At 76.2% G+C, this 13,133-nt stretch carries 12 protein-coding genes; 3 read left to right on the top strand and 9 right to left on the bottom strand.

Annotated features, from left to right (window positions below; all coding sequences use genetic code 11):
* Positions 1–22: 22 nt before the first annotated feature.
* Complete coding sequence (locus B5P21_RS13655; protein ID WP_080939272.1) at positions 23–463, bottom strand: VOC family protein; 441 nt, start codon at positions 461–463, stop codon at positions 23–25.
* Between B5P21_RS13655 and B5P21_RS13650 the strand changes: the two genes are divergently transcribed.
* Positions 454–1,074: an HD domain-containing protein gene (locus tag B5P21_RS13650; protein WP_172457206.1), complete on the top strand. Its 621-nt coding sequence runs from the start codon at positions 454–456 to the stop codon at positions 1,072–1,074. The two genes, B5P21_RS13655 and B5P21_RS13650, sit on opposite strands and share 10 nt — an antisense overlap.
* Before the next feature lie 167 nt (positions 1,075–1,241).
* On the opposite strand, the gene B5P21_RS16895 is transcribed toward B5P21_RS13650, so the two are convergent.
* From B5P21_RS16895 to B5P21_RS13625, 5 genes are all read right to left on the bottom strand, one after another.
* On the bottom strand, positions 1,242–1,916 hold the full coding sequence (locus B5P21_RS16895; protein WP_045526779.1) for a hypothetical protein: 675 nt from the start codon (positions 1,914–1,916) through the stop codon (positions 1,242–1,244).
* 82 nt (positions 1,917–1,998) lie between these two features.
* Positions 1,999–4,104 (bottom strand): YhgE/Pip family protein, encoded by a 2,106-nt coding sequence (locus B5P21_RS13640; protein WP_045526781.1) that lies wholly within the window; start codon positions 4,102–4,104, stop codon positions 1,999–2,001.
* A complete protein-coding gene (locus tag B5P21_RS13635; protein WP_094171277.1) occupies positions 4,101–4,766 on the bottom strand; it encodes a hypothetical protein in 666 nt (221 codons plus the stop codon). Before B5P21_RS13635 ends, B5P21_RS13640 begins: the two co-directional genes overlap by 4 nt.
* Entirely contained in the window at positions 4,763–5,443 is a 681-nt protein-coding gene (locus tag B5P21_RS13630) for a TetR/AcrR family transcriptional regulator (protein ID WP_045526783.1), read from the bottom strand. The genes B5P21_RS13635 and B5P21_RS13630 overlap by 4 nt, the downstream gene beginning before the upstream one ends.
* Before the next feature lie 81 nt (positions 5,444–5,524).
* Positions 5,525–6,847 carry an AraC family transcriptional regulator gene (locus B5P21_RS13625; protein WP_045530151.1) on the bottom strand — a complete coding sequence of 441 codons (1,323 nt, stop codon included), beginning with the start codon at positions 6,845–6,847 and terminating at the stop codon, positions 5,525–5,527.
* Positions 6,848–7,176: 329 nt separating this feature from the next.
* Between B5P21_RS13625 and B5P21_RS13620 the strand changes: the two genes are divergently transcribed.
* Positions 7,177–7,380, top strand: a complete 204-nt coding sequence (locus B5P21_RS13620; RefSeq protein ID WP_045526785.1) for a hypothetical protein — start codon at positions 7,177–7,179, stop codon at positions 7,378–7,380.
* On the opposite strand, the gene B5P21_RS13615 is transcribed toward B5P21_RS13620, so the two are convergent.
* From B5P21_RS13615 to B5P21_RS13605, 3 genes are all read right to left on the bottom strand, one after another.
* Entirely contained in the window at positions 7,373–10,384 is a 3,012-nt protein-coding gene (locus B5P21_RS13615; protein WP_094171276.1) for an AAA family ATPase, read from the bottom strand. The two genes, B5P21_RS13620 and B5P21_RS13615, sit on opposite strands and share 8 nt — an antisense overlap.
* Entirely contained in the window at positions 10,384–11,544 is a 1,161-nt protein-coding gene (locus B5P21_RS13610; protein ID WP_045526786.1) for an exonuclease SbcCD subunit D, read from the bottom strand. Before B5P21_RS13610 ends, B5P21_RS13615 begins: the two co-directional genes overlap by 1 nt.
* A 108-nt stretch (positions 11,545–11,652) precedes the next feature.
* Positions 11,653–12,468, bottom strand: a complete 816-nt coding sequence (locus B5P21_RS13605; protein WP_172457207.1) for an SDR family oxidoreductase — start codon at positions 12,466–12,468, stop codon at positions 11,653–11,655.
* A 155-nt stretch (positions 12,469–12,623) separates the two neighbouring features.
* Here B5P21_RS13605 and B5P21_RS13600 point away from each other — a divergent pair, with 155 nt between their 5' ends.
* On the top strand, positions 12,624–13,100 hold the full coding sequence (locus B5P21_RS13600) for a DUF3151 domain-containing protein (RefSeq protein ID WP_045526788.1): 477 nt from the start codon (positions 12,624–12,626) through the stop codon (positions 13,098–13,100).
* The last annotated feature ends 33 nt before the right edge of the window (positions 13,101–13,133 follow it).

Below are 13,133 nucleotides of genomic sequence, written 5' to 3'. Positions count from 1 at the left end.
CGGGTGGACGTGCGGCGGCGGGTCAGCCGACGGGCGGCTGGATCAGGTCCCACGGCGCGCCGTACGGGTCCTCGAAGATCGCGACGGTGCCGTAGGGCTCGTGACGCGGCTCCTCCCGGAAGACGACGCCGTGCGCGAGCATCCGCGCGTGCTGGGCGGCGAAGTCGTCGGTCTCGAGGAAGAAGGCGACGTCGTCGCCGGCCTGCCGGCCCACGCGGTCGGCGTCGTCGCTGAGCGCGAGGACGAAGCCGGCACCGGCACCCTCGGGCCCCACCACGACGCGACGCCATCCGGTCGCGCTCGTCTCGTCCTGCCGCACGACGAAGCCCAGCGCGTCGACGAAGAACGCGAGCGCCTCGTCGTGGTCGCGGACGAGGTAGGTGACGTCCTTCAGCCGGATCTTGGGGGAACCGTATTGGGGCTCCCCGCCTCGCGCGGAGCCGCCCCCGCCGCATGCCAGCATGGGCCATGCGCATCGCCGACTTCCCCGGGCCCGACACGGTCGCCGCCCGCGGGGCCCTCGAGCTCGCGACCTCGTACCAGTCCGCCGCGATCACGGCCCACGGGATCCGCTCGTGGCTCTTCGCGGAGGCGTTCGCCGTCGTCGAGGGGCGGACGGGCGTCGACCACGAGATCCTCTACGTGTCCGCGGTGCTGCACGACATCGGCACGGTCACCGAGTTCGACAACCACACCCTGTCGTACGAGCACGCGGGTGGCCACGTCGCCATCGCGCTCACCGCGGGCGCCGGCTGGCCCGCCGCGCGTCGGCAGCGCGTGCTCGACGCGATCGTGCGGCACAACTGGCCGCAGGTGGATCCCGCGCTCGACGTCGAGGGGCACCTCCTGGAGGTCGCGACCGGCCTCGACATCTCCGGCGCCCGGCCCGACGCGTTGCCCGAGGACTTCCTGCGGGAGGTGCTTGCCGCGCATCCGCGGGGTGCGCTCGCGGCGGAGTTCGGCGCGTGCGTCGTCGACCAGGCGGAGCGGAAGCCCGACACCGCCGCCCGCCGGCTCGTCGACGGCGGCCTCGTGCGGAAGCTCGCGGAGAACCCGCTGGAGCGTCTCGCGTGAGCGGCCGTCGATCCGCCACCGTGCTGCTCGCGGTCGCCGCGCTCGCCGTGGTGGGCGGGGCGGTCGCGCTGATCCGGTCGCTCGCGCAGCCGGTGACCTTCTTCTCGGGCGGCTACGCGCCGCTGTCGGGCGAGACCTTCACGACGCCCGCGGGAGCCCGAGGCGTCCTAGCGGGCGCCGTCCTCGGCGGCACGCGCCGCCGCCAGCGCCCCGTCGCGCTCCTCGCGCCACGTCGCGCGGTACGGGAAGGCCGCGTCGACGGCGTCGCTCCGGATCACCGCGAGGGACGCGGGCGCCAGCGCGACGGCGTCCGCGGCGTCGTGGGAGTGCGCGAGCGGATATCCGTACCGGCCGCGATGGTGGGACAGCCAGAGCACCACGAGGTCTCGGTCGTCGGCGAGGTGCACGGTGTCGACGGTGCCGCGCTCGTGGCGCGTCACGGTCCAGCCGCCGCCGCGCGCGGGCTCGGCGGTGAAGTCGGGATCGCCCATCCACCGCCAGCCGGCGCGCGTGCGCCGCGGGCCGCCGTACGGCGCGTCGACGAGCGCGTCCGCGAGGGCCTCGGGAGTCCACGGCGCCGGGAACCACGAGGTGAGGCTCACCTGGAGCTCGAACGGCGTGAGGCGACGGTGGTCGGCGGTGGCGGTGGGAAACCGGGGGCGGTCGAGCGCCACGGCCAGCGCGACGGTCGGCAGCTCGGGTCCGCCGCCGTCGACGAGCGCGAGGTGCGTCTGCAGCATCCGCACGTAGCGCGCGTGCGCTGCGTCATCGGCGAAGGGCGGCAGCGGGATGCCCGGCACGACGGGCGAGCCCCACGGCGCCCGTGCCTCGAGGAATGACACGGTCCGTCCTCTCCGCGGCAGCCGGCGCCGCCCGCCCGACCTGTCTAGCAGGCGGGGCGGGCGGCGTCGGGGTCGCGCGGGGTCAGCCGATGAGCGACGGCCGCAGGTCCCGCAGCGTGCGGTGCGACGTGATCCGGATCGCCCCGGCCAGCGCCACCGCGAGCCCCGCGACCAGCCACAGCGCGAGCACGCCGGCGTCCTGCGCCGCCTGCCCGAGGTCGCCGCCGTACATGAGCTGCCGGAGCGCATCCACCGCGAAGCTCATCGGCAGCACGTGGTGCAGCGCGGCGAGCGGGCCGGGGAGGGTCTGCCAGGGGAACGTGCCGCCCGCGGTGACGAGCTGCACGACCATGAGCACGAGCCCGAGGAACTGGCCGACGCTGCCGAGCAGCACGTTGAGCGCGAGGATGATCGCCGCGAACGTGATCGAGGCGAGCACCATCGTCCCGTACATGGCGAGCGGGTGGGCGATGTGGAAGCCGAGCGCCCCGGCGACGATCGCGTAGAGCCCGGCCATCTGCACGACGCCGAGGAGCGCGGGCGTGAGCCAGCCCGCGAGCGTGATCCGGAGCGGCGCCTTGCGGGCCGTGATCGCGCGGCGCGACAGAGGCTTCACGATGAGGAACAGCGCGTAGATCCCGATCCACGCCGCGAGGCTGATGAAGAACGGCGCGAGCCCGGCGCCGTACTCGCCGGCCTGCGTCACGGCGTCCTGCCGCAGCGCGACCGGGTCGCCGATGGTGTCCGCCTGCGCGTTCCGCTGCGCGTCCGTGGAGGCGGGGATCTGGTCGAGCCCCGAGTCGAGGCCGTCGCGCAGCTTCGTCGTGCCGTCCTGCAGCGTGCCGAGTCCGGACGCGAGCGAGGTCGCGCCGTCGGCCGCGGAGTGCGCGCCCGTGGCGAGGGTCGCGCTGCCGTCGGCGGCCTGCGCGATGCCGTCGGCGAGGGCGGGGGAGGCCTTGGCGAGCGCATCGGCGCCCGTCGCGACCTGCGAACTGCCGGACGCGAGCGTGCCGGCTCCGGTCGCGAGCGCGGCGGATCCGGTCTGCAGCTTCCCGGCGCCGTCGGCGACCTGGGCGCTGCCCTGGGCGACCTGCTCGCTGCCGGCGGCGAGCTGCTGCAGCTGCGCGTTGAGGCCGTCCGTCTTCGTCGTGGAATCGGTGATGTCGGTGCCGAGCACGTCGAGCTTCGCGAGCGCGGCGTCGATGTCGGCCTTCGGGATGCCGGCGTCCTCCATGCGCTCCTGGATCGCCGCGCGGATCGCCGGCACCTGACCGGCGAGCTTGTCGGCGCCCGCGGTGGCGGTGGATCCGAGGGCCGCGATCTGCGCGTTGCCGTCGGCCACCTTCCGGGCGCCCGCGGCCGTCTTCTGCGCGCCCGGCGTGAGCGCGGCGGCGCCGGTCGAGAGGTCGTTCGCGCCGGTCGAGAGCGTCGCCGCACCTGACGCGACCTGGTCGGCGCCGGTCGCGAGCTCCTGGGTCTGGGCGGGGAGCTGCGCGGTGCCCGAGCGGAGCTGCCCGAGGCCGTTGGAGAGCGTGTCCGCGCCCGTCGCGAGCTTCCCGTTCCCGTCCGCCAGCGAGTCCGCGCCGGAGCGCGCGGTGGCGGTCCCGTCGACGAGCTGCTGCGCGCCGGATGCCGCGTCGCCGAGGCTCGAGCGCACGTCCGCGAGGCCGAGCAGGAGCTTGCCCGCGGCCTCGGTGCCGACGCGCGAGGCGACCGACTTCGTGATCCGCGCGCCCGCCTGCTGCGCGATGGTCGTGGCGAGGTAGCTGTTCGCGTCGTCGGTGGCCATGACCACGCGGGCCTGCTGCGGATCCGTGCCCGAGGCGGACGAGAGCGCCGCCGAGAAGCCGGACGGGATGGTCAGCGTGAAGTCGTACGTGCCGTCCTCGAGGCCCGTGCGCGCCTCGGCGGAGGAGACCTCGTGCCAGTCGAACGAGGCGTCGTCGAGCACGTCCTTCGCGACGTCGGTGCCGTAGTCGACCGGCTTGCCGTCGACCGTGGCGCCCTGGTCGGCGACGACGAGCGCGGCGGGGACCTTGTCGAGGCTGCTGTACGGATCCTGGTTCGCCCAGAGGTACAGACCGCCGTAGAGCACGGGCACCAGCACGAGCGCGACGAGCGCGATCTTGGACATGGTGGTGGCGGTGAGGCGCGTCAGCTCGGCGCGCACCAGGGGGATCAGTCTCATCGGTCCAGCGTTCCGTCGATCGAGGGGGTGGGTTCGGGGGCGGCGATCGCGTCGTCGGCCGGGAGCGCGGCGATCGCCTCGGCGGCGGCCTCGCTCGTGACGACGAGGACGCAGGTGCCGGAGCGGGCGAGGCCGCGGAGCACGCGCATCCACTCAGCGACGGCGCCGCCGTGCCGCTCGGGCGAGGTGACGACGACGGCCTCGACGTCCGCGCGGGAGGCGGCGAGCGTGGTGAGCAGGCGGATCCGCGCGACCGCCGGTACGGCGGAGAAGGGCGCGCGGGCGAGGTCGGCGAGGCCCTGATCGTCGAGGATCGCGCCGACCTCGTGCCGGCCGGAGCGGTGCCCGGCGAGCGCGAGCTCCTCGGCGACCACCGCGCGGAGCGTGACGTCGTCGGCGGGCTCGTTGATCCGCGGGGTGTCGACGAGAGCGACCCGCTCGGCGACGCGCGCGGCGACGCCGTCGGAGTCGTCGCCGTCGAGGGCGAGGGATCCGCCGTCGATCCGCATGCGTCCGGACGCCACGAGCGAGAGGACGGTGGGGCGCAGCTCGGTCTCGGCGACCGCGACCACGAGATCCGGGCCGCCGTAGGAGAGCGAGATGGCGGGCAGGGCGGGCGCGGGGCCGTCGCCGACGCGCGCGTCGGTGAGGGTGACGATCACGACGCGGCCTCCGTCCGGGCGGCGGCGGCGGCATCGGTGACACGGGGCGCGGCCTCGCGGAGCTCCGGCGTCGCGGCGATGAGCTCGCCGGCGGCGCGCCAGTCGAGGCCGCAGAGGGCGAGCGAGGTGAGGATCACGAGGGAGTGCCCTTCGGCGCGGCCGATGTCGCTGCGGGTCGCCTCGTCGAGCACCGCGAGCGCGCCGCCCTCGATCAGGCGCGCGAGCGTCGGCGCGGGGATGTCGCCGCGCAGCTCGCCCGCCGCGATCCCGCGCTCGACGACCCGCTGCAGCTCGGCCCGGAGCGGCGCCAGCTCGGTGCCGACCTCGCGCGCCAGCGGCCCGCGGACGGCCACCCGCGCCATCACGCGCACCTGCTCGACCTCGGCCCAGAGCCGGGCGCCGATGAGCGCGACGTGGATCCGGCCGTCGGGGTGCGTGATGCCGGCGAGCGACTCGACGATGCGCCGGGCGCCGCGCCGCAGCACCTCGCGCACGAGGTCGTCGCGCGTGGCGAAGTGCCCGTAGACGGCGCGGCGGCTGAGGCCGGCGGCGGCGGCGATGGTCTCGAGGGACGCGTCCGGGTCGCGGTCGAGCGCGACCACGGCCGCGTCGACGAGGGCCTGGCGGTTCGTCGCGGCGTCCTTGCGGGGCGCGCGCGCGGAGGGGAGGGAGGTCATGCGACCAGGGTAGTGATCCTGCACACGTGTGTGCAACTTAGTCCGGCGAGCTCCCAGCTCGCGGTGGCGCGCCCGCCCGGGTCAGCTCCGCAGCGTCTCGCTCGGCAGCTCGCCGAAGACTCCCGCGTACGACGCCGCGAACCGGCCGAGGTGCGCGAAGCCCCACTCCTCGGCGACGCTGCGGACGGTCGTGGTGGTGGGCGTCGCGTCCAGGAGCTGCGCGCGCACCCGGCGCAGGCGGATCCCGCGCAGGTACTCGGTGGGCGTCTGGCCGTGGTGGCGGCGGAGCGCGAGCTGGAGCACGCGCGTCGAGATCCCGGCGGAGGCTGCGGCCTCGGCGGGCGTGATCGGCAGGTGCGCGTTGTGGTGCAGGTACTCCACGGCCACGCGGATGTGCGCCATGCGCGGCGTGCGCAGCTCGTCCGGCATCTCCACGTCATCCCACGGGAAGAGGCGGAGCGTGGCGCGGGCGAGGGAGAGGTCGGCCTCGAGGCGCATCAGGGGAGAGGCGTCGGGATCCGTGATGACGGGGGCCGCGGCGGCGACCGCGCGGCGCCAGACGGCGGCCGTCTCGGCGGTCGGCACGTTCTGGTGCTCGAACAGCAGCGGCCGCGCGGGGCCGTGGTGGAACTCCGTCGCGGTCTGCTCGAGGAAGCCCGCGTCGAGGTGGACGCAGTTCTGGCGCGTGGCGCTCGCCTGGTACTGGAAGGGGCGGCCGGTGGGGAGGAGGAAGGGGAGCTGGCCGCGGGAGCTGACGGCGCGGTGTCCGCGGTCGACCGTGATCTGCCCCTCGAGGAACCAGGTGACCACGTGCTCGGGGAGCCGGCCGCTCTCGGCCCACTGCGTGCCGGCGATGCGCGACGTGCGGAGGGTGACGCGCTCGCTGCCGAGGACCGCGTAGCGGTAGGAGAAGGTGTTCGTGCGGCGGTCGGGGGCGAAGCGGATCCCCTCGAGGACCGCGCTGAAGCTGGAGGTGGCCTCGTCGATGTCGGCGCCGGCCAGGACGGCGCGGAGGAACGGCTCGGTGGAGGCGTCGACGGGAGCTGATGCGGGGGCGGCGGCCGTGTCGGCGGGGGCGGCGGCAGGTGCTGTCGCGGCCGGCTCCGGGTGCGCGTCCTGCGGGGCGTGATCCGCGGTCGCAGAGTCGCTGGCGGCCGCGTCGGCGGCCATGCCCATGACGGCGGCGCCGGCCCCGGCGACGAGCGAGAGGGAGCCGGTGCCCAGCGAGGAGGTGTCGGGGACAGCGGGATCCGCGGGGGCGCCCGGCCCGGCCACGGACGTGGCGGTCGGCGACGGCGCGACGAGCGACGCGGCGAGCGATGCGTCGGCGTCGGCGTCGGCGTGCGGCGTGCGCGGGCGGTGCGAGGGATCCCTCGTTCCGGCGGGGGTCAGCGTTGTCGTCATGGTTCCTGCGGTCTCTGGGCGTCGATCGTCTCCGCCCTCCCGCTCATCATGCATCGTGCACTCACGGTCAGGCCCCTCCGGGGTGCCGGGAGGTGACAGTCATTCGGCGCCGCCGCGTCAGAGAGCGGGTCGTCGCTCCGCGGATATCCGCTGAGCGAAATCGCGTCCCCCGGCCGTGTGCCGCAGCGGGGGACATCGCCTCCCGGCGCGCGCCCCGGCGGCGCACCGCGGGCGGTCGGCGCGCGCACCGGATCCGCACGGCCGGGCCTCCTAGGCTCGGGAATCGCGGTCGTCTTCCCCACCGCATCCGCACCCCCGAGAGGCGCCGCATGACGAGCGACCGGTCCCTGGCCTTCATCCTGCTGCGCTCGTGCCTCGTGATGGTGGCGCTCGGCGTGGTCACCGTGCAGACCGGCGGCGGCCTCGGCGTGGTGGGCGTGATCGCGTTCGTGCTCGCGGCGGGCCTCGGCGGCGGCGCGACCTTCTACTGGCGGCGGCACCTCCACGCGAAGCGGCGCGACCCGTTCAGCTGACCGTCGACGTGAGGGTGGACGACCCGTCCGCCCGGCGCCGGACCTCGATCCGGTCGGCCACGCGCTGCTTGAGCTCCTCGACGTGGCTGACGATGCCGACCGTGCGGCCGTCGGAGGAGAGCCGCCCGAGCTCGGACATGACGGCGTCGAGCGTCTCCGGATCCAGCGTGCCGAAGCCCTCGTCGACGAAGAGCGTGCCGAGCTGGAGCCCGCCCGCCTCCGCCTGCACGACGTCGGCGAGGCCGAGCGCGAGGGCGAGCGACGCGTAGAACGTCTCGCCGCCGGAGAAGCTCGCGGGCTCGCGCACGCGGTCGACGACGTGGTCGCGGATCTGCAGCGCCAGCCCCGTCTTCCGCGACCTGCTCGTCGCCTCCCGCTCCTCGCTCACCTCCAGCTCGTAGCGGCCGCTCGACATGATCCGCAGGCGCGCGTTGGCGGCCTGCACCACGTCCTCGAAGCGGCGCAGGAGGACGTAGGTGCCGAGGGTCGTGCCGCGCGTGTTCTCGGGGGTGACGGCGTTCGCGACCTCGGCCATGCGGATCGCGGCGCGCGCCTCGTCGCCGGCGCGGGCGCTCTCGAGGCGGGCGGCGTCGTGGCGGGCGAGGGCCGTGGCGCTGCGGTCGGCCCGGTCGCGCGCGCGGGCGGCGCGCTCGGCGCTGGTGCGCGCGGCGGCCTGGGCGGCGTCGAGGGCGGCGCGGGCGGCGTCGGGATCCGGGTGCTCGGCGCCCGTGAGCGACGCGACCTCGGAATCCACGAGGCCCTCCGCGACGACGGCCTGCTCCCGTTCGTGCGCGGCGACCCGCCGGGCGACGGCCTCGAGCTCGGCCGGCGGGAGCGCCGCGGCGCGGGCCTCCTCCTCGGTCGTGAACGACCGCTCGGCGAGCGCCTGGGCGAGCTCCGCGGCGCGCTCGGCGGCGTCGGCGGCCGTGCGCTCGCGGGCGGCGGCGAGGGCGATGAGGCGGTCGACGAGGGCGCGCTCGGCGGCGCGGTCGGCGACCAGGGCGGCGACGCGCGGGGTGTCGTCGGTGTCGGCGTCGTCGGTCGCGTGCCCGTCGGCGTCCCGCTCCGCGAGCCCCGCGCGCACGGCCGCCTCGTCCTCCACCAGGAGCTCGCGCGCCCGGATCACGCGCTCCCGCAGCCCCGAGAGGGCCGCGCGGGCGTCGTCGCGGCGGGCGCGGATCCGCTCGGTCTCGGCGTCGTGCGCGACGACCGCCGCCTCCGCCGTCCGGAGCGCACCGCCGGCCGCCTCGGCCTCCGCGAGGCGCGCGGCGCGGGCGGCGACCTCGGCGTCGGCGGTCTCGGCGGTGATCCCGTCGAGCGCCGCCTGGGCGACCTCGTGCCGCGCGGTCGCCGCCGACAGCGCCTGCGCCGCGTCGCCCTGCGCCCGCTCGGCCCGGGCGCGCGCCTCGGCCGCCCGCTCGATCTCGTCGTCGTCCGGGTGCCCGGGCGCGCTCGGCGCCGGGTGCGGGTGATCGACCGCGCCGCACACGGGGCACGGCGCGCCGTCCTCCAGCTCCCGGGCCAGCTCGCCGGCGAGACCGCGGATCTTGCGCTGCCGCAGATCGGCCTCGTGGCGCACCGCGGACACCGCGGCGGCCGAGCGCGCGTCGAGGGCGTCCCGGGCCGCGTGGATCCGCGCCTCCAGCTCCCCGAGCTCCGTCACGCGCCGCCGGGTGGCCTCCGCCTCGGCGACCGCCGTGCGCGCCGCGTCGACGCCGCCCGCCGCATCCGCCGCGGCGTCCCGGGCCTCGACCAGCGGGATCCGCCCGGCCGGCCGCTCCGCGAGCGCCGCCTCGGCCTCCTCCGCGGCGGCCTCGCGCGCCGCCACCGCGTCCTCGGCGGCCCGCGCGTCGGCGCGACGGCGCGGCAGCGCTCGCTCGCGCGCCTCCGCGTCGGCCAGCGTCGTCAGCTCGGCCACGAGCGCGTCGCGCCGCTCGGCCAGCGCCGATGCGGTGGCGTCGGCGAGGGCGGGCCGCTCCTCCCGGCACGCCGCGCGCGCCGCGTCGTCGGCGACCTCGGCCGCCGAACGTGCCGCATCCGCCCGGTCGCGCCCGGCCAGCTGGCCCGCGACCGCCGCCGCCCGCCGTGCCTCCTCCGCGCGTCGCGCGAGCCCGGCGATCTCCTCGGCCGCCGCGCGCAGGGCCTCCTCGCGCGCCATCAGCGCCCGCCGCCGGTCGACCCCGCGCGACACCCGCTCCGCGTCGGCCAGGGCGTCCGCCGCGTCCCGGCGCGCCCGCTCGTCCTCGGCGCGCGCCTGCTCGGCCGCGTCCGCCAGCTCGGCCAGCAGCCGCACGGTGTCCGCGGCGTCGGCGACCTCGAGCGCATCCACCCGCGTCGCCTCGCGCAGGCCCGTGAGCGCCTCGGCGACCCTCGCGTCGGCGGCGTCGGTGCGCGCCTTCGCGGCCGTGCGCATCTCGGCGAGCTGCTTGGCCGTGGCGTCGTAGACGGCCGTGCCGAACAGCGACTGCAGCACGAGCCGCCGCTGCTCGCCGGTCGATCGCAGGAACTCGGCGAACTCGCCCTGCGGCAGCACGACGGTTTGCACGAACTGCGGGCGCGTGAGCCCGACGATGCGCGCGATCTCCGTGCCCACCTCCTGCGTGCTGGTGCCGATCACCTCGCCCGCGTCGGCGTCGGGCGACGACAGGCGCACGAGCGTCGCGGTCGCGTTCTGGTTCGTGGTGCCCGTGCCGCGGGCCTTGGGGCGCTGGTGCTGCGGGCTCCGCCGCACGCGGTGGATCCCCGCGGCCGTCTCGAACACCAGCTCGACGTACGGCTCCACGCCGGGCGCCGCGTGGTGGCTGTGCAGGCGGTCGCGGCTCGACCCGTCGCTCGCGAGCGACCCGTAGAGCGCGAAGACGACGGCGTCGATGAGCGTCGACTTGCCGGATCCCGTCGGCCCCTCGAGCAGGAACAGCCCCGAGCGCCCGAGCTCCGCGAAGTCGATGACGTGCTCGCCGGCGAACGGCCCGATCGCGCGCAGGGTGAGGCGGTGCAGGTCCATCAGGCGCTCCGGTCCGCGCCGAGGGCCTGCTCGTACGCCTGGCGGAGCACGAGCGCCTCGGCCTCGGTGGGCGACGCCCCGGTCGCGTACGCGACGAAGTCGGCGGCGACCTCGAGCGGATCCGTCGTGGCGTCGACCACGCGCGACCGCTTGCCCTCCACGCGCCCCGCGGGCTCGTGCAGGACGACGAGCGCGTGCGGCAGCGCCTCCCGCACGCGCGCGACGAGGTGCGGCGGGTGCACGGGATCGGTCACGTGCAGGCGCAGCCACGCGTCCGCGAGGTCGGCGTGCCGCCCGTCGGTGATCTCCGCGAGCGTCCCCGTGATCTCCGCGAGCCGCCGCGGCACGGGCGCCTCGATCAGCTCGACCGTGGTGGATCCGTCGGCCGCCAGCTCCACGAGCGCGCTCGACTTCCGCTGCATCCGCTCCCCGAACGAGAACGCGAGCGGCGAGCCGCTGTATCGGATGCGCGGGCCCTCCGCCCGCACCTCCTGCGCCCCGTGCAGGTGCCCGAGCGCGACGTAGTCCGCGCCCCGGAACACCGACGCCGGCACCTGGTCGAACCCGCCCACGCGGATGTCCCGCTCGCTCTCGCTCGGCGCCGCTCCCGTGACGAACGCGTGCGCCACGACGACCACGCGCGCCTCCGGTCGTCCGGCGGCGTCGGCGCGCACCCGGTCCATCGCGGCACCCAGCACGGCCTCGTGCGAGCGCGGCAGGGGAGGGGCGTCGGCGGCGGCGGCGAGCGGAGCGCGCACGGCGTCGGGATCCAGGTACGGCACCCCGTAGAACGCCACGGGCCCGTCGGCGTCGTCGATGACCACGGGCACGTCGAGCGCCTTGACCGACGCGAGGATCCGCAACCCGTCCCGCAGCAGCGCCGACGCGAACCCGAGCCGCGCGGCCGAGTCGTGGTTGCCCGGCGTGACGATGACGGTCGCGAGCGCGCTCAGCCGCGCGAGCGCGTCCCCGAGCAGCCGCACGCTGGGCACGCCCGGCACCGCGCGGTCGTAGACGTCGCCCGCGACGAGCACCACGTCGACCTCCCGCTCCTCCACGAGCGCGACGAGGTGGTCGAGGAACGCCGCGTGATGCGCGTGCAGGTCCTCGCCGTGGAGGGTGCGCCCGAGGTGCCAGTCGCTCGTGTGGAGGATGCGCACGCGGGTCCTTCCTCGGGTCGAGCGGCGGTGCCCGTCACGCTACCCGAGGGCGCCGACACGGCCTCGCCCGCCGGCGCCCTCCACGGCTGCTAGCTGTCGCCCGCGTCCTTACTTCCCGTGCGCCGCGACCGACACGTCCTCCCACTTCCGCCACGTCTCGAGACGTGACGCGTAGTCCTTCTCCGCGATGGCGAGCGGGCCGTCGCCGAGGAAGATCCGCAGCGGCGGCTCGTCCGCGTCGACGATGGCGAGGATCGCGTCGCGCGTGGCCGTCGGGTCGCCCGGCGTCGTGTTCTTGTAGCCCGCGGTGCGGCGCTCGCGCATGCCGTCGTACGCCGCGATGGGCTCGGCGCGCTTCGCCGAGGGGCCCGACCAGTCGGTGCTGTAGCCGGCGGGCTCGACGAGCGTCATGTGGATGCCGAACTCCGCCACCTCGAGCGCCAACGACTGGCTGAACCCCTCGAGCGCCCACTTCGACGCGTGGTAGATGCCGGTGCTGGTGAACGCGCTGATGCCGCCGATGCTCGAGACCTGCACGATGTGCCCCGATCCCTGCTCGCGCATGATCGTGACGGCGGCCTGCGTGATCCACAGCGCGCCGAACACGTTGGCCTCGAACTGGCCGCGCGCCTCGTCCTCGGTGAGCTCCTCGATGGCGCCGAACTGGCCGAAGCCCGCGTTGTTGGCCACGACGTCGAGCGAGCCGAAGCGCTCCGCCGTCTGCTTCACGGCGGCGATGCCGGCGTCGCGGTCGGTGACGTCGAGACGGATGGGGAGCACGGCGTCGCCGTGCCGCTCGACGAGCGCGTCGAGCGTGGAGGTGTCGCGGGCCGTCGCGGCGACGCGGTCGCCGCGCTCGAGCGCCGCCTCCGCCCACTCGCGGCCGAAGCCCTTGGATGCGCCGGTGATGAACCACGTCTTCATGGGGATGTCCTCTCGTAGGTACCCCTCCGCCAACGTCGCGCGCGGCCCGCGCATGCCCCGGATCCCGGGATCCCCTCCCAGGCGCGCTCGGCGGACACCCGCGACGGGATCCGCCCGCCCTCGGGACCCGGAGGACCGCCTTGGTAGGATCGAGTGTGACTGGAGAGAACCTGCTCGGCGTGCCCGAGACGCGCCTGGCCGACGAGCCCGAGGTCGCCGCCCGCATCCAGGATGCCGACGGCCACCACGACACCCTCGGCGCCATCGCCGCCGACCACCCGCAGTCGTCGCTCGTCTGGGCGCTGCTCGCGGATTCCGCGTACGTGCAGGGCGACCGCATCGCCTCCTACGCCTTCGCGCGCGTCGGCTACCACCGCGGCCTCGACTCGCTGCGCAAGTCCGGCTGGAAGGGCCAGGGCCCCGTGCCGTGGAGCCACGAGCCGAACCGCGGCGTCCTCCGCTCCCTCTACGCGCTGCGTCGCGCGGCCGCCGCCATCGGCGAGGAGGACGAGGTCTCGCGCCTCAGCGCCTTCCTGCGCGACGCGGACCCCACGGCCGCCGGCCACATCGAGGCCGCCACCGCCGGAGCCCTCCCGCCCACGGAGGCCATCGTCATCCGCGGCCAGGACTGACCCACCGCACCGCCGCCACCACCGCACGTCACC

Source organism: Clavibacter michiganensis subsp. insidiosus, assembly GCF_002240565.1.
In the GTDB taxonomy this organism is placed as follows: domain Bacteria; phylum Actinomycetota; class Actinomycetes; order Actinomycetales; family Microbacteriaceae; genus Clavibacter; species Clavibacter insidiosus.
Note: the sequence above shows the minus strand (reverse complement) of the source record. Positions and strands in the feature narration are given on the sequence as shown.